This is a genomic window from Acidovorax radicis N35, from assembly GCF_000204195.1.
GTDB lineage: Bacteria > Pseudomonadota > Gammaproteobacteria > Burkholderiales > Burkholderiaceae_C > Acidovorax > Acidovorax radicis.
Window position 1 is genome coordinate 614,363 of the sequence record NZ_AFBG01000019.1, and the last position, 21,274, is coordinate 635,636.

The window sequence follows — 21,274 nt, forward strand, 5'->3', positions numbered from 1 at the left end:
TTTTATGGTTATTTTGGCCGCCAGCGCTTTTCTACCAAGCGCCAACAGCTATTAAATGAATAGCATCAAGAAGTGGCGCCACCCGGCGTGGGCAGGGGCGTCGCAGCCAGCGGTGGCGCGGCGAACTGCACGGCGGGCAAAAGCTGGTCCACAAAATCCCCCAGGCTGGCATACACCCGCGTGCCCGGCGGGCCCCCCGCAGGCAGGGGTCCGCCCGGGTGCACCTGCGCCGACTGCCCCGTGCACACCAGGTGCAGTTGTGCGCCCAGTGCGGCGCCTGCCTGCAAGTGCGCGACGCAGCTACCCACCACCTGCACATCGTCACGTTCGACCCCATAGCGATCACTGATCTGCTCAAGCAGGCCGGGGGCGGGCTTGCGGCACGCACATTCTTCATCGGCCGCGTGGGGGCAATAGAAGACGGCGTCGATGCGCCCGCCCACCGCAGCCACCTGCCGGTGCATCTTGGCGTGGATGGCATTGAGCGCCACCACATCAAACAAGCCCCGGCCCAGGCCCGGCTGGTTGGTGGCCACCACCACATGCCAGCCCGCATGGTTGAGCCGCGCAATGGCTTCAAGCGCACCCGGCACGGCGGTCCACTCGTCGGCAGCGGTGACATAGTCGTCCGCCAGCGGGTTGAGGGTGCCGTCGCGGTCGAGAATGGCGAGTTTCATAGGAGGGGTTTGCCTTGTGAGAACCGCCAGCCTAGCAGCTTGTGCAAACCGGTCAAACCGCCAGGCGAGAAAGGTCGGCCACGCGGTTCATGGCCTCGTGCAGGCTCTTGAGCAGGCCCTGGCGGTTCAGGCGCAGGTCCATCTGCTCGGCGTTGACCATCACGTCGTCGAAGAACGCGTCCACCGGCGCGCGCAGCACGGCCAGGGTCTGCAGGCTGGCGGTGTAGTCGCCCGCGTCGAACTGGGCATTGGCCTCGGGCACGAAGCGCTGCAGCGCGGCGTACAGGTCCTGCTCGGCCTTTTCCTGCAGCAGGTCGGGGTTGACGTGGGCATCCACCGGGCCTTCGACCTCGGCCTTCTTCAGGATGTTGCCCACGCGCTTGTTGGCCGCTGCCAGGGCCGGGCTTTCGGGCAGCGCGGCAAAGGCGCGCACGGCCGCGAGCTGCTTTTCGACCAGGGCGAGGCGCTGCGGGCGCAGGGCCATGACGGCGTCGACCTCCTGTGCACGGTAGCCCTGCTCGCGCAGGCTGCCGGCGAGGCGGTCGTAGATGAAGTCGGCCAGGGGCGCCGATGCATCGGTGATCTTGTCGCCAAAGGCGGGCACGGCACCGGCCAGCAGGTCGTTGAGCTGGAGCGGCAGGTCTTTTTCGACCAGCATGCGAATCACGCCCAGAGCATGGCGGCGCAGTGCGAACGGGTCGCGGTCACCCGTGGGCAGGTTGCCGATGCCGAACATGCCCACCAGGGTTTCCAGCTTATCGGCCAGCGCCACCACCACGCCGGCGGTGTTGCGCGGCAGCGTGTCGCCCGCGAAGCGAGGCTTGTAATGGTCTTCGATGGCGTGCGCCACGGTCTCGCCCAGGCCGTCGTTCAGGGCATAGTAGCCGCCCATGATGCCCTGCAGCTCGGGGAACTCGCCCACCATGTCGGTGACGAGGTCGGTCTTGGCCAGTTGTGCCGCTTTGTCGGCATCAGCGACGAGAGCAGCATCGCCCAATTGCGTGGCAATGGCTTTGGCTATGGACCTCACGCGCTCCACGCGTTCACCCTGCGTGCCCAGCTTGTTGTGATAGACCACCTTGGAGAGGCCCTCGACGCGTGAGGCTAGGGTCTTCTTGCGGTCCTGGTCGAAGAAGAACTTCGCGTCGGCCAGGCGCGGGCGCACCACGCGCTCGTTGCCACCAGTCACAAAGCTCGTGTCTTCGGGGCTGATGTTGCTGACCACCAGGAACTTGTTGGTGAGCTTGCCCGCGGCGTCCAGCAGCGGAAAGTACTTCTGGTTGGCCTTCATCGTGAGGATGAGGCACTCCTGCGGCACGTCGAGGAACTCGGTCTCGAACGAGCAGGTGACCACGTTGGGACGTTCGACCAGCGCGGTCACTTCGTCGAGCAGCGCCTCGTCTTCGATGGGGCGCGCGCCGTTGCCCACCTGGGCGGCGGCCGCGGCCAGCTGGCGGGCGATCTCGGCCTTGCGCTCGGCAAAGGAGGCGATCACGGCGCCGTCCTTCTTGAGCGTGGCGGCGTAGCTGTCGGCGTCTGCCAGCACCACGGGCGACACGGCGGCTTCAAAACGATGGCCCTGCGTGCTGTTGCCCGCCGACAGGCCCAGGGCCTTCACCGGCACCACGGTGCTGCCGTGCAGCGCGACCAGGCCGTGCGCGGGGCGCACGAAGTTCACGCTGCTCCAGCCGGGCAGTTCGCAGTCGGTCTCGAGCTGGTAGCTCATGACCTTGGGAATGGGCAGCTTGGCCAGGGCTTCGAGCAAGCCCTTTTGCAGGCCTTCCTGCAGCGTGGCACCGGGCACCACGCTGTCGTAGAACAGGGCCTCGGCCTTGCCGTCTTGCGCGCGCTTGAGCGCCGCCACGGCGGCTGCCGGGTCGGACACATCCGCGCCCAGGGCCTGCAGCTTTTTCAACAGCGCCGGGCTGGCATTGCCGCTGGCGTCGAGCCCCACGGTCACGGGCATGAGCTTTTGCTGCACGGCCTTGTCGGCGGCCTTGTCGGCCACAGCCGTCACATGCGCGGCCAGGCGGCGGGGCGAGGCAAAGGGCGTGACCACGGACGCTGCCGTGGCCAGGCCCTGCGCCTTGAGCTGGTCGCCCAGCACGGCGGCAAAGGCATCGCCCAGCTTTTGCAGCGCCTTGGGCGGCAGCTCTTCGACAAACAGTTCTACGAGAAGGTTTTGGGTTGTCATCGTCATTTCTCTCACGCAGCCTTCTTCGTCATCTGTTCCACCCACTCGCGCGGCGCCATGGGGAAGCCCAGGCGCTCGCGGCTCTCGTAGTAGCTTTGCGCCACGGCACGGGCCAGGTTGCGGATGCGGCCGATGTACGCGGCGCGTTCGGTCACGCTGATGGCACCGCGGGCGTCCAGCAGGTTGAAGCTGTGCGCGGCCTTGAGCACCTGCTCGTAGGCGGGCAGCGCCAGCTGCTGCTCCATCAGGTACTTGGCCTGCTTTTCGTGCGCATTGAAGGCGGTGAACAGGAAGTCCGCGTCGCTGTGCTCGAAGTTGTAGGTGGACTGCTCCACCTCGTTTTGCTTGTACACGTCGCCATAGCTCAGCGTGTCGGTCCACTTGAGGTTGTAGACGTTGTCCACGCCCTGCAGGTACATCGCCAGACGCTCCAGGCCGTAGGTGATCTCGCCCGTGGCGGGCTTGCAGTCGATACCGCCGACCTGCTGGAAGTAGGTGAACTGCGTCACTTCCATGCCGTTGAGCCACACCTCCCAGCCCAGGCCCCAGGCGCCGAGCGTGGGGTTTTCCCAGTCATCTTCGACAAAGCGGATGTCGTTCTTCTTGAGATCGAAACCGAGGGCTTCGAGCGAACCCAGGTACAGCTCCAGGATGTTGGCCGGCGCGGGCTTCAGGACCACCTGGTACTGGTAGTAGTGCTGCAGGCGGTTGGGGTTCTCGCCATAGCGGCCGTCCTTGGGGCGGCGGCTCGGCTGCACGTAGGCAGCCTTCCAGGGCTCGGGGCCGATGGCGCGCAGGAAGGTGGCGGTGTGCGAGGTGCCGGCACCCACTTCCATGTCGTAGGGCTGCAAGAGGGCGCAACCCTGCGCGTCCCAGTAGGACTGCAGCTTCAGAATGATTTGCTGGAATGTCAACATGGCGTCTGTGGCGCTGGCAAGCCAGGGCCGGGCAAGTAAGGGGGAAAGAAAAGGCGGTGCGTGTGCCAGGCCCACTGCCTGCAGCCAACAACGGTTGCAAGCGCGGGCGTCGCGCGCGCAACCGGTCATTTTACGGCGCTGCGGCTGGGGCTCGACAAACAAGCAGCATCCGCCCTCCCATGAAAAAAGGCCGGAGCCCTTTTGGAGCCCCAGCCTTCCCAACCAGTCACGCGGGCTATAAGCCGGTGCGTACCGGTGACCACCTTTGCGGGTAGCCCGTCGGCGCACGTGTCGTGCGCCAAGTCTCGTTTCAAATATTCGCTGCGCGGTTCATCACCTATGGCGCTTCCAGAGGGCATGCCTTCAAGCCGGTGCACCCGTGGAACTGGCTCTGCCAGGCCACCGGGTGCGTCCCCCCTCGGGGGGAAGGCGCCGAAGGCGACTCAGGGGGGCTCAATACTCCCAGAAGATCCGCTGCAATTCCTTGCTGTCGTTGGTCTTGGTAAGGGCCACCATGGCCAGGATGCGCGCCTTTTGGGGGCGCAGGTCGTGGGCAACCACCCAGTCGTACTTGTCGTCAGGCTGCTCAGCATTGCGCAGCACAAAACCGTCGGGCACGCGGGCCGAGCGCACGATCTGCACACCAGCCGCACGCAGCGCCTTGAGCGAATCCACCGCCTGCGCAGCCACCGAGCCGTTGCCCGTGCCGGCGTGGATCAGCGCCTTCACGCCCGCCTTGCCATAGGCTTCGATGCCCGTGGTGTTCATGTTGCCGTAGCCATAGACAATGTCCACCGCAGGCAGGGCCTTGATGTCGTCGATGTTGAACTCGGACTGGGCGGTATGGCGCTTGACGGGCGCGCGGAACCAGTAGTTCTTGCCTTCCACCACCATGCCCAGCGGGCCCCATTGGCTCTTGAAGGCCTCGGTCTTGATGTTGATGGTCTTGCTCACGTCGCGGCCGCTCTGGATCTCGTCGTTCATCGTGACGAGCACACCCTTGCCGACAGCGTCCTTGCTGGCGGCCACGCTCACGGCGTCGTACAGGTTCAGCGCGCCGTCGGCCGACAAGGCCGTGCCAGGGCGCATGGAGCCCACAACCACGATGGGCTTGGTCGTGCGCACGACGAGGTTCAGGAAATAGGCGGTTTCTTCGAGCGTGTCGGTGCCGTGGGTGATCACGATGCCGTCCACATCGGCCTGCTTGGCCAGGGCCGAGACACGCTGGCCAAGGCGCAGCAGGTGCTCGTTGGTGAAGCTCTCGGAGGCGATCTGGAACACTTGCTCGCCGGACACCTTGGCCACACTGGCCAGCTCCGGCAGGCCTGCCAGCAGCTTGTCCACCGGCACCTTGGCGGCGGCATAGGTGGCGCTGTTGGCGGCCGAGGCGCCCGCACCGGCAATGGTGCCGCCGGTGGCCAGCACGACCACATTGGGCTTGGCAGCCTGGGCCATGGCCACGGCCGACGCAGCCGACAGCAGCAGGCCCGCGAGCCAGCGGCTGGCGGTGGGGGAAGAGGAAATGCGCATGAAGATGTCTCCTGATTTTTGGGTTGGCAGCGCGCGTTGCGCCGCTCTGTGCAAACCCCGCCGTCGAAGCGGTGCCGCATCCTATGAGAAAGCAGAACACAGTCATGCGGAATAATTGACCCACCCTTATGAATTTCACTCACACCCCAGACGCCTCCGCCCGGCCCCAGTTTTTAGGCCACACAGGCAAGCACCCCGGAGCAGCGCCGAAATGAACCTGCGGCAACTGGAAGTTTTTCAGGCCGTGCTGCAGACCGGCAACATGAGTGCAGCGGCGCGCCTGCTGTGCATCACGCCTTCGGCGGTCAGCAAGGCGATTGCGCACACCGAGCTGCAGCTGGGCTACCGGCTGTTCAACCGCACGCCTTCGGGCCTAACACCCACACCCGAGGCCCAGGTGCTGGCGGCCGAATCCACCGGCATCTACCGGCAGCTGGACGCGCTCAAACGCACTGCCCGCAACCTGGCCACCAGCGATTCGGGCGATGTGCGCCTGGGCGCCATCCCGTCGATCACCCACGAATTTCTGCCGCGCCTGCTGCAGCACCACGCCGAGCAGCACCCGCAGGTGGGCGTGGAAGTGCGCACCATCCACCAGGACCAGATGACACAGGCACTGCTCACGCGCAGCGTGGACTTCTGCCTGGGCTTCTACAAACACCCCCACCCCCAGATTGCCAGCGACCTGCTGGTCAGCGGCAGGCTGTATCTGGCGGTGGCGACCAGCGTGTGGGCCCGCGCGCCCCGCGCCGCCACCCCGGGGGCGCGGCTGGCGCAAGTGCCCGTGATCCGCCTGGTGGGCGACGACCCCATGCGCCAGGCCATTGATGAGATTGCGCAACGGCTGGGATCGCCCGCCGGACCAGGGATTCAGGTGCAGACCTCGCGCCTGGCGCTGGAGCTGGTACGCCGGGGCATGGGCTGGACGGTCGTGGACTTCCTCACTGCCAAGGGACTCGACCCCGCGCAAATGGTGGCGCAGGAGCTGCACGAGCTGGCGCCCATGTCGCTGTACAGCTACCACGCACGGGCCTTGCCGCCGGGCCTGCAGGCCACGCGCATGCTGGCCATGCTGCCCACCCTGCTGCACGAAGCCCTGCAACCCAACCCCAAGCCCGCACGGCGCTGACGGCCCGGTAGCCCATGACATGACTGGTGCAAAACAGGGCTCAGGCCAGCGGTTCGCCCCAGGGCGAGGCTGGTGCCACATCCCAATTTGCGCAAGTCCCACGTGAAAACGGCCTGCCTGTCCGGAGACAGGCAGGCCGTTTGGTGTGGGAAGGCTGCGGTCAGTCGTTCCAGCGGCGCAGCACCAGGCTGGCGTTGGTGCCACCAAAACCGAAGCTGTTGGACAGCACGGTGGTCAGCTGCGCGTCGCGCGTCTGGGTGACCAGGGGCATATCGCCCAGTGCCGGGTCGGGCGTCTCCACATTGGCAGAACCGGCGATGAAGCCCTTGTTGAGCATGATCACGCAGTAGATCGCCTCTTGCACACCCGTTGCACCCAGCGAGTGGCCAGTGAGCGACTTGGTGGACGAGAAAGGAGGCACCTTGTCGCCAAACAGGGCACGCATGGCGCGCACTTCCTGCATGTCGCCCACCGGCGTGGAGGTGCCGTGGGTGTTGATGTAGTCGATGGGGGCGTCGAGCCCTTCCATGGCCTGCTGCATGCACGCAATGGCACCGTCGCCCGAAGGGGCCACCATGTCCTCGCCATCGCTGGTGGCGCCAAAGCCCACCACTTCGGCCAGGATGGTGGCGCCGCGCGCCTGGGCGTGTTCGAGGCTTTCCAGCACCACGGCGCCGCCGCCGCCCGCGATCACAAAACCGTCGCGGTTCGCGTCGTAGGCGCGCGAGGCCTTCTCGGGCGTGGCGTTGTATTTGCTGGACATGGCGCCCATGCCGTCAAACAGCAGCGACATACCCCAGCTCAATTCTTCGCCACCACCCGCAAACATCACATCCTGCATGCCCCAGGCAATCTGCTGTGCGGCCACACCGATGCAGTGGGCCGAGGTGGAGCAGGCCGAGGTGATGGAGTAATTGATCCCCTTGACCTTGAAGTTGGTGGCCAGGCACGCGGACACGGTGGAGCTCATGCAGCGCGTGACCTGGTAGGGGCCGACGCGGCGAATGCCCTTTTCGCGCAGGGTGTCGGCTGCTTCGATCTGGTTGGCGGGAGAGCCCCCACCCGAGCCCATGATGAGGCCGGTGCGCGGATGGCTCACCTGTTCGGGCGCAAGGCCTGCCTGGGCAATGGCGTCTTCGAGCGCGATCTGCGCATACGCGGCCGCATCGCCCATGAAGCGCAGTTGCTTGCGGTCGATGCGCGTCTCGATGTCGATCTCGGGCGCGCCACCCACCTGGCTGCGCAGGCCCAGCTCGGCGAATTTTTCGACGGCCTTGATGCCGCTTTTGCCTTCACGCAGTGAGGCTTCCACGGTGGCCAGGTCGTTGCCAATGCACGAGACGATGCCCGCGCCGGTGATGACTACGCGCTTCTTGGTGCTCATGCTGCGTCCTTGCCGTCTTCCTCGCGCTTGAACAAGCCCACGCGCAAGTCATTGGCTACATAGATTTCCTTGCCATCGGCCAGCAGGCGGGCATCGCCAATGGCCATGACCAGCTTGCGCTTGATGACACGCTTGATGTCGATTTCGTAGGTGACCAGTTTCACATCGGGGCCCACTTCGCCCGTGAACTTGACCTCACCCGCACCCAGCGCCCGGCCACGCCCTGGCAGCTGCAGCCAGGTCAGGTAAAAGCCGATCAGCTGCCACATGGCGTCCAGCCCCAGGCAACCGGGCATGACCGGGTCGCCCTGGAAGTGGCAGGCAAAGAACCAGAGATCGGGCTTGACGTCCAGCTCGGCGCGGATCTTTCCCAGCCCGTGCGCGCCACCATCGCTGTCGATGTGCGTGATGCGGTCAAACATCAGCATGGGCGGCAGCGGCAGGCGCCCGCTGTCAGCGCCGAACAGCCGGCCCTCGCCCGAGGCGATCAGTTGTTCGTAGGAAAAGGAATCAGCCATCTTCAGTCGTGCTCCAGAACAGCGGTGGGCCCGCTTCAAATCATCGTTGTATGTCAACACAAGCCCCCGCTTGTGGGGCTCCATTATCAAGGCAGAGAAAGACACATCCCGGTTTTGGCCCGGCAAGGCGCCAGGACACCCCGGCGGCGCATGACCTGGATCAATTGCCGCGCAGTGTCTGCAGCCTCCTTGCCACCAGGGCAAAAAACAGGGCCACCCCCCCGAAAATCCACAGGGGCACCAGCCCCCAGCGCGACACCCACCACGCATACGGCGTGATGTGCCAGCCACTTTGCGCATCCAGCCCCCGGCCCTGCACCTCGCCCTTGAGCACGCCCCGCGTGTAGCGGGCCAGTTGCTGCGTCACCACACCCCGGTGGTCGATGATGGCCGTGGCGCCGGTATTGGTCGCGCGCACCATGGGGCGCTCAAACTCCAGGGTACGCATGCGGCTGATGTGCAGGTGCTGGTCAATGGCCACGGTGTCGCCAAACCAGCCGATGTTGCTGAAGTTGACAAACACCGTGGGCGCCTGCGCCGGGTCGATGAAACGCGCCCCCAGCTCTTCCCCAAAAAGGTCTTCGTAACAAATATTGGGCGCAATGCGCTGGCCCGCCCAGGCAAAGGAGGGTTGCCCCACCAGGCCCCGGTTGAAGTCCCCCAGCGGGATGTTCATCATGGCCGTGAACCACTTGAAGAACGGCGGAATGAACTCGCCAAACGGCACCAGGTGGTGCTTGTCGTAGCGGTAGGGGGTGGCCTGGGTGGCGGGGCTCAGGCCGAGCACCGAGTTGGTGTAGCCCAGCGCTTCGTTGCCCAGCGGAATGCCCAGCAGCGCGGCCTGCGGGCCCTGTGCATAACGCTGCTGGATGCCCTCCAGGTAGCCCGGAATGAGCTGCTGGGGCAGCAGCGGGATGGCGGTTTCGGGCGCCACCACCAGGTCGGCCTTGGCGTCGCGCAGCGCTTCGGCATACCACTTCAGTGCCAGTGGCACGCCGCTGCCCGACTGGAATTTCTCGTCCTGCGGGATATTGCCTTGCAGCAGTTCCAGGGTCATCGGGGGCACCTTGCTGCGGACAGTTGAACTGCATGCACAAAGTAGCTGCGGACTTAACCCAGCGGAGACCACAACCAATACCAATACCCAGGTGCGCCAGCGACCAAGATCCGCGCCACGCAACTGCACCCCATACATCGCCAGCACCGCAGCCACGGCCCCGATGCCGTAAACGCCGACGTAGCGCGCCAGCGCCGCCAGCGGCCCGTCAACATGGGCGTAGCCACCAGCCCCCCAGGGGAACCCCGTCCACCAGATGCCGCGCGCCAGCTCGGCCAGGAGCCAGAACGCTCCAAAAATGATAGCTGTTAGCGCCCTATTGGTAAGCGTCAGGCGGCAAAAAATCCCCACCATCGCCGCGTAGTAGCTGGCGAGGAACGCGGCCAGCCCCAGCACCGCGGCCACAGCCAAGGGAGCGGCCAGCCCGCCGTAGGAGTGCATGGAGATGAACAGCCACCAGAAGGTCCCAACGAGCCAGGCCGTGGCAAACAAGCCCCCGATGACCACGCCGCGCTGCCAAGGGACCGACACCGTGGCACGTGGGCGCACCAGCCAGGCCAGCACCGCCATCGATGCGATCTGCAGCCACCACAGGGGTTCGCCGCCCCAGGGCCAGGCCAGCGAGGCTGCCTGCGCAACGCCGGCAGCCACGGCCAGCAGCGCCTGCAGGGCCAGTGGCAGCCCCGGCGTCGAGGAAGCGCGGGCCATCAGTCGCTGGCGCTGGCTTCTTCGATCCGCGACACCTTGAACCAGCGCACAGCGCCGCCCTTGGTGTGCAGCACGACGAAGTGCAGGCCGCCCAACTGCAGGTGCTCGCCGCGCTTGGGCACATGGCCCATTTCGTGGGCAATCAGGCCGCCGATGGTTTCGAAGGTTTCGTCGGGGTCGCTGCCCTGAACCAGCACATCAAATGCCTCGCAAACCCGCTCCACCGAGGTGTCGCCGCTCACGCGGTAGGTGCGGTCGGCCAAGCCAAAGATGTCGCCGTCGTCCTCGGGGATGTCGAACTCGTCCTCGATCTCGCCCACGATCTGTTCGAGCACATCTTCAATGGTGATGAGCCCCGCCACGCGGCCAAACTCGTCGATCACGATGGCCAGGTGGTTGCGGTTGCCGCGGAATTCGCGCAACAGGTCGTTCAGGCCCTTGCTTTCGGGCACGAAGACGGCGGGGCGCAGCAGGGCGCGGATGTTCAGCTCGGGCGCCCGCTGCAGCTTGAGCAGGTCCTTGGCCATGAGGATGCCGATGATGTTCTCGCGCTCGCCCTGGTACACCGGAAACCGCGAGTGCGCGGTGTTGATGACAAGGTGCAGCATCTCGTCAAACGGTGCATCGATGTTGACGAGGTCCATGCGGGGTGCAGCCACCATCACGTCGCCCGCCGTCATGTCGGCCATGCGGATGACGCGCTCGAGCATCACGCGCGACTCGGCCCCAATGACCTGGTTGTCTTCGGCTTCGGCCAGGGTTTCGATGAGTTCTTCCGTGGAGTCCGGCCCCGGATGGATGAACTCGGCCACTTTCTGCAGGAAGGTGCGCTTGTCTTCCCTCTCGGGCAAGCGCCCGGGGTGCGCAGGGTGCGGGTCAGACACTGTTTGAGAGCGTGTTATGCACTTTTTCGTGCCCACGAAAGCCGGGGAAAGGCCCGGCAACTAGGCGCAGTACGTGCAGCGGTATGGATACCGCAAGCGTGCTGCAACAACGTGGCCGGGCCTTTCCCCGGCTTTCCCAAAGGGTTGGGCCCTGAGGCCAGCGCTCGCATCGTTGCTGACCTTGCCAAGGCGCCCGGCCTTGGCAGCGGCCCGCGCCTCGCGATCACTGGCCTCAGGGCCCAACGTGGGTACGAAAAAGTGCATAACACGCTCTTTGGTGCAGGACGTGCGGTAGTGAATCAAGCCCCTAGGATAGCGGATAGTTGTGACGGCCCGCTACGCAATCCCCGCAGCCCGCACACCGCGAGCGTGGGGATGGATGGATTATTCGGCCGACTGGTGGCGCGCGTGCTGCACGCCACTGCGCACTTCCTGCACACCGGCCAGGAAGTCCCAGAACTGCTTGGCCTGCTTCTTGAGCTGGTAGTCCACCTCGGCAAACTGCTGTTCCACGATCTCGGCCATGCGTGTGTCCAGGCTGGCTGGCTCGATCTGGAGGTAGGCCTCGGACTCCGAGCCATCACGGCGCACGGTGGCTCCGGCCTTGCGGGCAATTTTGAGCATCGCGGTGTTTTCGGAGAGCGCATGGATAAAGACCATGTTCACGCCTTCATTGCGCGCATGCATCACTGCCCGCTCGAAAAGGCGTGCCCCGAAGCCTCGCCCGCGCGCCTGCTTGAGCACGGACACACCGAATTCGGCGCAATGTTTGTACTCTGGGTGCTCCGAGAAAGCCAGGTGCGCCATCGCGATGAGTTCGAGGCGGCGGTTGTAGATGCCAAAGATCTCGTCTCGATTGAAGTCGAGCTGCTCGGCATAGCGGCGGATCTGCTCATCATTGGCGGCATAGCCAAAACGCAGGTAACGGTCTGCGGGCTCCAGTTGGAGCAAATGCTGGGTGATCCGCTCCCGGTAGGAAGGGCCCAAAGCGCGAATGGGGACCATCACGGGCACCTCCTTCTTGACGCGAATTTCATGGCCAGACGGGCCACCTGTGACGGGGCGCAGCAGATCCCTGCCTGCATACCAGGAAGCCTTGAGCCAGTCTTTCGTTGCGATCATGGCTACAAATATAAGGGTTTTCCCTCATTATTTCCAGTCCAATTTGCTGCGTTGCAGCAAAATAAGAGAGTGGCATCCAATATGAAAGAAAACAGCTTCCAGCGCTTATCCGAAAACGATTTTTAGCTACCATTTTGATAACAAAACCCGCCATTCCCCGAGGAACGGGGTCGCTTGCGCGACTTTTTTGCGGGGCACCCGGGGCATGGCCCAGACCTATCCGGGAAGATGCGCCCCCATCCCCACCCTCTGTGCCCAGGGTATAGCGATGGCGCCTTGGCAACAAGCTGAAAAACGAGGCAATCGGGCGTTAGGGGGCGGCAATCAGCTCCAGCGGGCGGGACGCGCCCGGTGCGCTGGCAATGGCTGCCGTGTCTGCACAAGCCTTTGCGTCCGTGGCACCCACCAAGGCCGCACGCCCGGGAGGCAGATCGAGCGCTGCCACGCGGTCCAGCGACAGTGCCACGGTGTCGCCCAGCCGCAGTTCCAGGCGCAGCAACCCTTCGGACCGTTGCAGGCGCACCCGGCCGGTGTGCGCCTGCACGCGCACGGCCCGCATGTTCTCGGCTTGAACCTCCAGGCCATCCTCGCGCGGCCCGTTCCGGTGCTCGCTGGGGCCGCACAGGGACGAGCGCAGATCCAGTTCCCTCACAAAGCCTGCCACCGTAATCTGTTCGCCCAGAATTGCCAGACTCTCCACAGGCTCCCGGACCTCGATGGAGGCCCGCTCGATCTGCAGGTGCCGGAAATGCGCGGGCAATTCGATTTTTTGAATCCATGCCAGGGCCCGATGGCCCTGCCTGGCCTCTGTGCGCGGCGCACGGGCCCGCAGCACCAGCGTCTCTCCTTCGCGCAAGGCGGTGATCCATCGGGCGGGCTCGGGGGCATCAGGCGCTGTATCCCGGTCGGATACGCGGGGGTGGATGCTGACGTCCGAGGCGAACCCCACCCGCACTAAAACGTCAGGCCGGTAGCCCCCGGCCTCCCCGTCTTCCTCCAGGCGCAAGCGCGTCACCCCCACCAGGTCTGCCGCACGAATCAACTGCACCCGCTCGGCGGTCGAGGAGGGCTTGAGCCGGCTCCAGCCGCTCAAGGCCACCAGCGCCCAGAATCCCACAAGCACCAGCGCGAAAAGCCACACACCTTTTTGGCGCTGCACATGGATTTGCAACCAATAGCCCATCAGTGCAGCTCCTTGTCACGGAGGTGGAGATAGGCTTGTAGCCACAGCAGCGTGGGCAAACCCAGCCACAGCACGCCGTTGAGGATCTGCACGCTCGCGGGCGAGGTCACCGGCCTGCGAAGCCACCACGCAAAAAGCACCGCATCGCTGGCTCCTGCCAGGGCGGCGATCAGGAGCGTTGCCAGGAAAAGCACAAAGCCCAGGGCCAATGTCTTGAGCATGGCCGCACGCTGAAAGTACAACGAGCCCGCGACTGCCAGGGCCTGCAAGGCCCACAGACCAATGAACCAGCCCATCTGCTGGCGCGCCAGCAGCGCAGCCGAAGCCCCGTCGGAGGGCCACAGCGGCAGAAACAGCGCGTGGTCCGCGGCGCTAAAGCCCCCTGTCGGCGGGTACAGCGCGCCAATGGCCAGCACGATGTGCTGGACGGGCCACGAGATCGCCAGATACAGCACGCTGTAGCCCAGCGGGTACAGCACGCCCACCACCAGCACGCACAGCAGCCATTTCTCGAACACGGATGCGGGGCGCATGAGCATCAGCAGTGCGGACTCACGCCGCGTCATCGCGTCGAAATAGCGGGCAGCAAACACAAAACCCGTGAGAAGCAGGCCCCAAAAATAGAACAGCTGCTGTGTCCAGGTCTGAAACTCGCGCCCCGACGAGAGCGCGAGCATGAACAACAAGACCACCACATAAAGAATGCCCACGACCAGCAGATGGCCCAGATACTGCCTGCGCTGCTCGGCCCAATGTGCCCGCGCCAGCCGCAAGAAACGCGGTGCGCTGAAGAAGGCGGAGGTGCCCTGGTCCGGGGCTTTTCCGACCGCCGATTTTGCGGACGCTGTCATGCAGCCTCCTTCACATCCGCAGGAAGCACTGCGAGCAAAGCGTCGCGGCCCAGGCTGAGCGCCTTGTACAAAAGCTCCAGCTGCACGGCGCCTTGAGGGCCCGGGCTTTCTGCCCCGCGTGCCGCCACGTAGGCCGTGTGGGCCCCAATGGACTCCTGGAAAACGATGCCACGAATGGAATCCAGCTCCTGGGCACTGCGGGCAACCCCCATGTGCAACCACTGCGCCAGATCCTCCATGCGAGCCGACAAGGCCAGCCTGCCCTGGTCGATGAACCAGATGTGGCTCAGGATGCTCTCCAGGTCGTGCGCTTGGTGGGTGCTGATGAGCACCACCCGATCGGCATGCTCGGGCCGCTGCATCAGCTGCCGAAACTGGCCCCGCCCCACGATGTCCAGCCCGTTGGTGGGCTCGTCCATCAGCAGCAGCGGCGTGCCGGTGGCCAGCGCGAAGGCAATGGCGGCCTTCTTTTTCTGGCCCAGGCTCATGGCCTCGAAGCGGCTCGCGCTAGGGACCTCCAGCTCTGCCAGGTATTCGCCAAACCGCTGTGCAGAAAACCGAGGGTAAAACACCCCTTGTGTGGCGGCCAGTTGACCGGGGGTCAGATTGGGCAGGTGGAACTCTTCCGGCACGATGCAGATGGACGCCAGCAGCTGCGGCGCACGTTGGCGCGGAACCTGCCCCAACACCTGCACCTGCCCGGCCCAGGGAGTGAGCAGGCCACAGATCAGCTTGAGCAAGGTGGACTTGCCACTGCCATTGCGCCCGAAAAGACCGTAGATGCCGGGCTGATCGATCCGCGCACCAAAGCCTTGGTAAAGCGCATGGCGGCCATAGCCGAATTGCAGGTTATCGATGGCGATCATGAACAATCCGTAAGAACCTGTTCAAGGTCTTTTCGGGGTCGCACAAGTACCTTGCCCGAAGGGTTGGCGTGAAATCGGGCGATTGGACGCCCCGCTGCTTGCATGGGCATGAGCCCATGCGGCGCATCCGAAACATCCACTCATCCCGATTGCACTCCAATGCGATCCCCGAAAAGACCTTGAACAGGTTCTCCCCCACCATCGAGGGCGCGCGGATTGTCACACAGGCACCGCCGTGGTCGCCTTCACACGGTCCAGCACAAAACTGGTCTTGCAGTCCTGCACGCTGGGGTGCTTGAGCAGCGTGTCCATGATGAACCGGCTGTAGTGCGCCATGTCGGCCACCACCACACGCAGGAGGTAGTCCATTTCGCCCGTGAGCGATGCGCACTCCACCACTTCAGGCCAGGTTTGCACGCTGGCACGGAACAGGTCCATGGGGTTGCGCTTGTGGCTTTCGGTGTGTTTTTCGAGGCGAACGTTGAGGTAGGCGGTCAGCCCCAGGCCCACGGCCTCGGGGGGCACCAATGCAACGTACCGGTCGATCACGCCGCTCTCTTCCAGGCGCTTGACGCGGCGCAACACCGCACTGGGCGACAGGCCCACCTGCTCGCCGATGACGTCGTACGTCTCACGGCCATTTTCTTGCAGGCGGCGCAGGATGGCCCTGTCCAGCTTGTCGAGTGCGTTTAAGGCTTGCATGACGCAATATTCTATGAAGTTTTTACTTTTTGCGCTTTTTGAATTGCAGGCTGGGGTATGTCCCGATAGTGACTCCGCACGAAGAAAAGAAGAATAAATCCTGCAAAAACGAACGGTCGTTCTTTTTTGTAGGCACAAAAAAACATATTTATGGAGACAACTGCATGACCGGATTTCTCAGCCGCTTGTCGAGGCGATTTTTTCTGGCCGCGACGGCCGCATTGCTGCTCATCGGCGCCAGCGCGCAGGCCCAGACGGGCACCACCCAGACCCGCTACCCCATCGTGCTCGTACATGGACTCTTCGGGTTTGATTCGGCCCTGGGCGTCGACTACTTCTACGGCATCCCCGACGCCCTGCGCCAGGGCGGCGCGAAGGTCTACGTGGCCCAGGTGTCGGCCGCCAACAGCACCGAGGTCCGGGGCGAACAACTGCTCGCGCAGGTGAACACCATCCTGGCCATCACGGGCGCGGCCAAGGTGAACCTGGTGGGCCACTCGCACGGTGGGCCCACGGCGCGCTATGTCGCCGGGGTGGCACCGGGCAAGATCGCCTCGGTGACCTCGGTCGGCGGGGTCAACCGTGGATCGCGGGTGGCCGACATCATGCGCGGCGTGGCGCCCGCAGGTTCGGTCTCCGAAACCATCGCCAGCGGGGCCGCATCGGCGCTGGTCGCACTGATCAACCTGACCTCGGGCGGCTCGGGCCTGCCGCAGATGCCCACCGCAGCGCTGGACTCGCTCACCACGGTCGGCTCCGCCGCTTTCAACCGCCGCTTTCCACAAGGCGTGCCCACCTCGGGCTGCGGCAGTGGCGCAGAACTCGTCAACGGCGTGCGCTACTACTCCTGGACGGGCACCAAGACCCTGACCAACGTGCTGGATGCAAGCGACGCGCTGCTGGGCGTGCTGGGCCTGGTGTTCGGCGAAGCCAACGATGGCCTGGTGTCGGCCTGCTCCTCGCGCCTGGGAAAACACCTGGGCGACTACCGCCAGAACCACCTCGATGAAGTGAACCAGTTGCTGGGCCTGCGCGACTGGTTCTCGACAGACCCGGTGACGCTGTACCGCCAGCAGGCCAACCGCCTCAAGACGCAGGGCCTGTAAGCCGTGAAACGCGCCCGTGCCTTCGCGGCAGGAGCGGCCCTGGTCGTCGCCACGGCCGCCGTGGTCTGGTGGCTGGGTTCGCAGCAAGGCTTGCCGGGCGCGGCGGGCCTGCGCCCGGAGCCCGGCGCCGCTGCCGCGCAGGCCACCGGGGCGGGCCAGCCCCCGTCGGCACGGCCCATGGAGAGCAGCTTCTTTGCCACCCGCCGCGCCTCCGACCCCGACCGCAGTGAAGACCCCTTGCTGGTGCACGGCCTGCGCGACACGCTGGAGGCGCTGCTCACAGAAGCCCTGGAGGACGGCGCGACAGACCCCGCCGCACTCAAACAACGCCTGGCCGGGCTGGTGGGCAAGCACTTCCCCGCAGCCCTGGCCACGCGCGCATTGGCACTGGCCGAGCGCTACGTGGACTACCGCGTGGCGCTGGGCCAGCTGCGCCCTCCCCAGGACCCGAACGACCCCGGTGCCCTGCGCGAGGCGCTGGAAGCCCGCCACAAGGTACGCCAGCAGTTTTTTGACGGCCCCGAGCACGACGCCCTGTTCGCCCGCGAGGCGGAGCTCGACCGCTACACCCTGGCGCGCCTGGAAATCGAACGCAACCCCCAGCTTACCGCCGAGCAGCGCGCCCAGGCCTTCCGCGATGCAGAGAATGAATTGCCAGCAGCGCGCCGCGCCGAGCGCGCCGCCACCACCGAACACCTGAACGCCGCCGCCCAGACCGCCGCGTTCAACGCACAAAACACCGACGAGCGCACCCGCCATGCAGCACGCAGCGCGCAATACGGCGAGGCCGCTGCCCACGCCATGGCCCAGCTCGACCGGGAAGAACAACACTGGCAGCAGCGGCTTGACCAGTACAACGAGGCGCGCGGCCAACAAGGCGAAGGCCCCGCATTGCAGCAACTGCGCCAGCAGCTTTTCTCCGCCGAGGAGCAGCAACGCATCGACGCCGCCCTGGCGCTGCGGCGCCTGCCACCTGCTGCGTCAGGCTCCTGAGCTCCCCTGGCCCCACGCAAGAGACAGCCGCCACATACCGAGGTAGCGCCCTGGTCTTGCGCTGAAATTTGATCATTCACAACATTCCTGCAAATCGGAGGCCAAAGCCTCTTGATTTCGCCAGAAACATGAGGCAGGGCGCGCCTACAGTCCATGACATTCCTCAACGAATGCCGGAGACACCCCATGAACGCCGCCTTGCCGCAACAAACCGCCGCCCAGCTCGAAGCCTGGGACAACCCCATGGGCCTGATGGGGTTCGAATTCGTCGAATTCACCTCGCCCACCCCTGGCGTGCTGGAAGGTGTGTTCGAGAAGCTGGGCTTTACGCTCGTGGCCAAGCACCGCTCCAAGGATGTGGTGCTGTACCGCCAGAACGGCATCAACTTCATCCTTAACCGCGAGCCCCACAGCCAGGCCGCCTACTTTGGCGCCGAGCACGGCCCTTCGGCCTGTGGCCTGGCCTTCCGCGTGAAGGACGCCCACAAGGCCTACAACCGCGCGCTGGAGTTGGGTGCCCAGCCCATCGAGATCCCCACCGGCCCGATGGAGCTGCGCCTTCCCGCCATCAAGGGCATTGGCGGCGCACCGCTGTATTTGATTGACCGCTTTGAAGACGGCAAGTCCATCTACGACATCGACTTCGAATTCATCGAAGGCGTGGACCGCCGCCCTGTGGGCCACGGCCTGAACCTCATCGACCACCTCACGCACAACGTGTACCGCGGCCGCATGGGTTTCTGGGCCAACTTCTACGAGAAGCTGTTCAACTTCCGCGAGATCCGCTACTTCGACATTCAGGGCGAATACACGGGCCTCACGTCCAAGGCCATGACCGCGCCCGACGGCAAGATCCGCATCCCGCTGAATGAAGAATCCAAGCAGGGCGGCGGCCAGATCGAAGAATTCTTGATGCAGTTCAACGGTGAAGGCATCCAGCACATCGCGCTGATCTGCGACAACTTGCAGGACGTGGTGGACAAGCTGGGCATGGCCGGCGTCTCGCTGGCCACCGCGCCCAACGACGTCTACTACGAAATGCTGGACACCCGCCTGCCCGGCCACGGCCAGCCCGTGCCTGAACTGCAGGCGCGCGGCATTCTGCTCGACGGCACCACCGCCGATGGCACGCCGCGCCTGCTGCTGCAGATTTTCTCCACCCCCATGCTGGGGCCGGTGTTCTTTGAATTCATCCAGCGCGAAGGCGACTACCGCGACGGTTTTGGCGAAGGCAACTTCAAGGCGCTGTTCGAATCGCTGGAGCGCGACCAGATCCGCCGCGGCGTACTGAACACGTAAGACATCAGACATCCATGGGTTAACCCTGAACAGATGCCTATACTGCGCGCTCCCCGGAACTCAAAAGGATCCCGATGTCGCTCCGTAGCACCCTGTTCAGTGTTGGCCTGACCTGTGTGGCCACCATTGCCATGGCCCAAAGCCCCTCTGCCCCGCTCACCATCGTGGTGCCCTACCCCGCTGGTGGTCCGCTGGACATCTCGGCCCGCATCGTGGCCGAAGGTGCTGCAGCCCAGCTTGGCTCCATTACCGTGGAGAACAAACCGGGGGCGGGTGGTAGTACCGGCGCCGACCAGGTCGCCAAAGCCGGGAAGACCAGCAACCAGGTGCTGATGGGCGCCGTGGCCACCCACGCCGTCAACCCCTGGCTGTACAAGAACTTCCCCTACAACGCGCTCAATGACTTCAAACCCATCGCCCTTGTGGCACGCACGCCCAACGTGCTGGTGGTGAATGCCGAGCAGGCCGCCAAGCTGGGCATCAAGACGACGCCGGAGCTGGTGCAGTACCTCAAGAAGAACCCGGACCAGGCCAAGTACGGCTCGGGCGGCAACGGCAGCATCGGCCACATCTCGGCCGAGATGTTCAAGTCGCTCACCAACACCAGGATGGGCCACACGCCGTTCCAGGGCTCCAAGCCCGCACTGGCTGCGCTGGAGTCCGGCCAGGTGCTGATGGTGTTTGACAACCTGGCATCGGCGCTGCCGCAGATCCAGTCGGGCAAGCTGCTGGCGCTGGGCGTGACCACCTTGAGCCGCAATGAGGCGCTGCCCAACGTGCCGAGCATCAACGACAGCGTGCAGGGCTTCAACGTGTCGACCTGGTTCGGCCTGTTTGCGCCCGCCTCGCTGCCCGACGCCGATGCGCGCCGCTATGCCAACGCGTTCACCGCTGCCATGCATTCGCCAGCCGGCAAGGAGAAGTTCAAGAAGATGGGTATCACGCCCGAAGAGCTCACGCTCGACGGGTTTGCGCAGTTTGTGCGCTCGGAAAACAGCAAGTACGAGTTCCTGATCCGGGCCGCAAAAATCAAGATCGATTAGCAGCCGCGTGGGCTGGTGCGCACCCCCGTCGCGGTGCGCCGACCATGGCGGCAAAGGAGAAAAAAATGGGACAAGCCCCCGTCGTCTATGGCCAATCCACCCGCCCCCCGCGTGGCGACTACTCGCGTGCCAGCGAGGACTACACCTGCCCGCAGGATTACGCGAGCTACACCGCCGCCGATCACGACACGTACCGGCGCCTGTACGAACGCCAGCGCGCGCTATTGCCGGGCCTGGCCAGCCAGGCGTTCATTGACGCCCTGCCTTCCCTGGGCGCGAGTGACCGCATTCCACGGTTTGAAGAGGTGAACGAGCGCCTCTACAAAGCGACCGGCTGGGAGTTGGTGGGCGTGCCCGGGCTGATCCCGGAGGTGCCCTTCTTCACCCTGCTGGCCAACCGCAAGTTCCCGGTGACGGACTGGATCCGCAAGCCCGAGGAGTTCGAGTACATCGTCGAGCCTGACATTTTTCATGACCTGTTCGGGCATGTGCCGTTGTTGTTCAACCCGGTGTTTGCGGACTACGTGCAGCGGTATGGGCAAGGCGGGCTGAAGGCGCAGGGGCTGGGGTCTTGCGAGATGCTCTCGCGGCTTTATTGGTACACCATCGAGTTCGGGTTGATCCGCGAGGCGGGGGAGCTGCGGGCATACGGCGCGGGCATTTTGAGTTCATCGGGCGAGCTGGCGTATTCGGTCCAGAGCCCGGAGCCGCAGCGGATTCCGCTGCAGCTGGAGCGGACCATGCGCACGCGCTACAAGATCGATACGTACCAGCAGACGTATTTTGTGATCGATAGTTTTGAGCAGTTGTTTGAGATGACGGCGGCGGACTTTGCGCCGATCTATGAGCGGCTGCGGGGGTTGCCGGAGTTTGCGGCGGATGAGCGGGATGCGGTGGCGGCTTGAGTTTTTCGAATGAAATTGGCTGCTTGCGCCTGTCCATCAAGCGCTGGAAGCTATTACTTCTATAGCAAACCTTCAACCGTTCGGGCTGAGCTTGTCGAAGCCGGGGCGTGCTGGTTTGAAAGGCGTGCCTGGGTTGAGAGCGGGGGCCGGGGTGACTCCCGGCCTCCGCACTCGCCACAAGCATGCGCTTCAAACCAGCGCGCCCA

19 protein-coding genes are annotated in these 21,274 nt (G+C 64.7%); 6 read left to right on the plus strand and 13 right to left on the minus strand.

Going from position 1 to position 21,274, the window contains the following annotated elements:
- Positions 1-65 precede the first annotated feature (65 nt).
- From gmhB to ARADN35_RS0112605, 4 genes are all read right to left on the minus strand, one after another.
- Complete coding sequence (gene gmhB, locus ARADN35_RS0112590; RefSeq protein ID WP_010462633.1) at positions 66-677, minus strand: D-glycero-beta-D-manno-heptose 1,7-bisphosphate 7-phosphatase; 612 nt, start codon at positions 675-677, stop codon at positions 66-68.
- Between the two features lie 52 nt (positions 678-729).
- The gene (gene glyS, locus ARADN35_RS0112595; protein WP_010462635.1) at positions 730-2,871 is read right to left on the minus strand and encodes a glycine--tRNA ligase subunit beta; all 2,142 of its coding nucleotides are present in this window, start codon (positions 2,869-2,871) and stop codon (positions 730-732) included.
- Positions 2,872-2,882: 11 nt separating this feature from the next.
- Positions 2,883-3,788: a glycine--tRNA ligase subunit alpha gene (gene glyQ / locus ARADN35_RS0112600; protein ID WP_010462637.1), complete on the minus strand. Its 906-nt coding sequence runs from the start codon at positions 3,786-3,788 to the stop codon at positions 2,883-2,885.
- Between the two features lie 453 nt (positions 3,789-4,241).
- Entirely contained in the window at positions 4,242-5,318 is a 1,077-nt protein-coding gene (locus tag ARADN35_RS0112605; RefSeq protein ID WP_010462639.1) for an asparaginase, read from the minus strand.
- 211 nt (positions 5,319-5,529) lie between these two features.
- On the opposite strand from ARADN35_RS0112605, the gene ARADN35_RS0112610 reads away from it, so the two are divergent.
- Positions 5,530-6,447 (plus strand): LysR family transcriptional regulator, encoded by a 918-nt coding sequence (locus ARADN35_RS0112610; protein ID WP_010462640.1) that lies wholly within the window; start codon positions 5,530-5,532, stop codon positions 6,445-6,447.
- A gap of 160 nt (positions 6,448-6,607) precedes the next feature.
- Here ARADN35_RS0112610 and fabB read toward each other — a convergent pair whose 3' ends face one another.
- The 9 genes from fabB to ARADN35_RS0112655 all read right to left on the minus strand — a co-directional run bounded on the left by fabB (position 6,608) and on the right by ARADN35_RS0112655 (position 15,722).
- Positions 6,608-7,831 (minus strand): beta-ketoacyl-ACP synthase I, encoded by a 1,224-nt coding sequence (gene fabB, locus ARADN35_RS0112615; RefSeq protein WP_010462642.1) that lies wholly within the window; start codon positions 7,829-7,831, stop codon positions 6,608-6,610.
- A complete protein-coding gene (gene fabA / locus ARADN35_RS0112620; RefSeq protein WP_008907199.1) occupies positions 7,828-8,349 on the minus strand; it encodes a 3-hydroxyacyl-[acyl-carrier-protein] dehydratase FabA in 522 nt (173 codons plus the stop codon). The genes fabB and fabA overlap by 4 nt, the downstream gene beginning before the upstream one ends.
- Before the next feature lie 160 nt (positions 8,350-8,509).
- Entirely contained in the window at positions 8,510-10,114 is a 1,605-nt protein-coding gene (gene lnt / locus ARADN35_RS0112625; protein WP_010462650.1) for an apolipoprotein N-acyltransferase, read from the minus strand.
- Positions 10,114-10,998: an HlyC/CorC family transporter gene (locus ARADN35_RS0112630; RefSeq protein WP_010462651.1), complete on the minus strand. Its 885-nt coding sequence runs from the start codon at positions 10,996-10,998 to the stop codon at positions 10,114-10,116. Before ARADN35_RS0112630 ends, lnt begins: the two co-directional genes overlap by 1 nt.
- A gap of 384 nt (positions 10,999-11,382) precedes the next feature.
- Entirely contained in the window at positions 11,383-12,120 is a 738-nt protein-coding gene (locus tag ARADN35_RS0112635; protein ID WP_010462653.1) for a GNAT family N-acetyltransferase, read from the minus strand.
- A gap of 310 nt (positions 12,121-12,430) precedes the next feature.
- Complete coding sequence (locus ARADN35_RS0112640) at positions 12,431-13,303, minus strand: hypothetical protein (protein ID WP_010462654.1); 873 nt, start codon at positions 13,301-13,303, stop codon at positions 12,431-12,433.
- Positions 13,303-14,154 carry a hypothetical protein gene (locus tag ARADN35_RS0112645; protein ID WP_010462656.1) on the minus strand — a complete coding sequence of 284 codons (852 nt, stop codon included), beginning with the start codon at positions 14,152-14,154 and terminating at the stop codon, positions 13,303-13,305. The genes ARADN35_RS0112640 and ARADN35_RS0112645 overlap by 1 nt, the downstream gene beginning before the upstream one ends.
- Positions 14,151-15,020, minus strand: coding sequence for an ATP-binding cassette domain-containing protein (locus tag ARADN35_RS0112650; RefSeq protein WP_035197118.1), 870 nt, complete (start codon positions 15,018-15,020; stop codon positions 14,151-14,153). Before ARADN35_RS0112650 ends, ARADN35_RS0112645 begins: the two co-directional genes overlap by 4 nt.
- A 219-nt stretch (positions 15,021-15,239) precedes the next feature.
- Positions 15,240-15,722 carry an Lrp/AsnC family transcriptional regulator gene (locus ARADN35_RS0112655; RefSeq protein WP_010462660.1) on the minus strand — a complete coding sequence of 161 codons (483 nt, stop codon included), beginning with the start codon at positions 15,720-15,722 and terminating at the stop codon, positions 15,240-15,242.
- Positions 15,723-15,886: 164 nt separating this feature from the next.
- Here ARADN35_RS0112655 and ARADN35_RS0112660 point away from each other — a divergent pair, with 164 nt between their 5' ends.
- From ARADN35_RS0112660 to phhA, 5 genes are all read left to right on the plus strand, one after another.
- Entirely contained in the window at positions 15,887-16,828 is a 942-nt protein-coding gene (locus ARADN35_RS0112660) for an esterase/lipase family protein (RefSeq protein ID WP_010462662.1), read from the plus strand.
- 3 nt (positions 16,829-16,831) lie between these two features.
- Positions 16,832-17,821: a lipase secretion chaperone gene (locus ARADN35_RS0112665; RefSeq protein WP_010462664.1), complete on the plus strand. Its 990-nt coding sequence runs from the start codon at positions 16,832-16,834 to the stop codon at positions 17,819-17,821.
- Between the two features lie 186 nt (positions 17,822-18,007).
- Positions 18,008-19,120: a 4-hydroxyphenylpyruvate dioxygenase gene (gene hppD, locus ARADN35_RS0112670; RefSeq protein ID WP_010462666.1), complete on the plus strand. Its 1,113-nt coding sequence runs from the start codon at positions 18,008-18,010 to the stop codon at positions 19,118-19,120.
- Positions 19,121-19,194: 74 nt separating this feature from the next.
- Positions 19,195-20,163, plus strand: a complete 969-nt coding sequence (locus ARADN35_RS0112675) for a Bug family tripartite tricarboxylate transporter substrate binding protein (protein ID WP_010462668.1) — start codon at positions 19,195-19,197, stop codon at positions 20,161-20,163.
- A 65-nt stretch (positions 20,164-20,228) separates the two neighbouring features.
- Positions 20,229-21,068, plus strand: a complete 840-nt coding sequence (gene phhA / locus ARADN35_RS0112680) for a phenylalanine 4-monooxygenase (protein ID WP_010462670.1) — start codon at positions 20,229-20,231, stop codon at positions 21,066-21,068.
- The last annotated feature ends 206 nt before the right edge of the window (positions 21,069-21,274 follow it).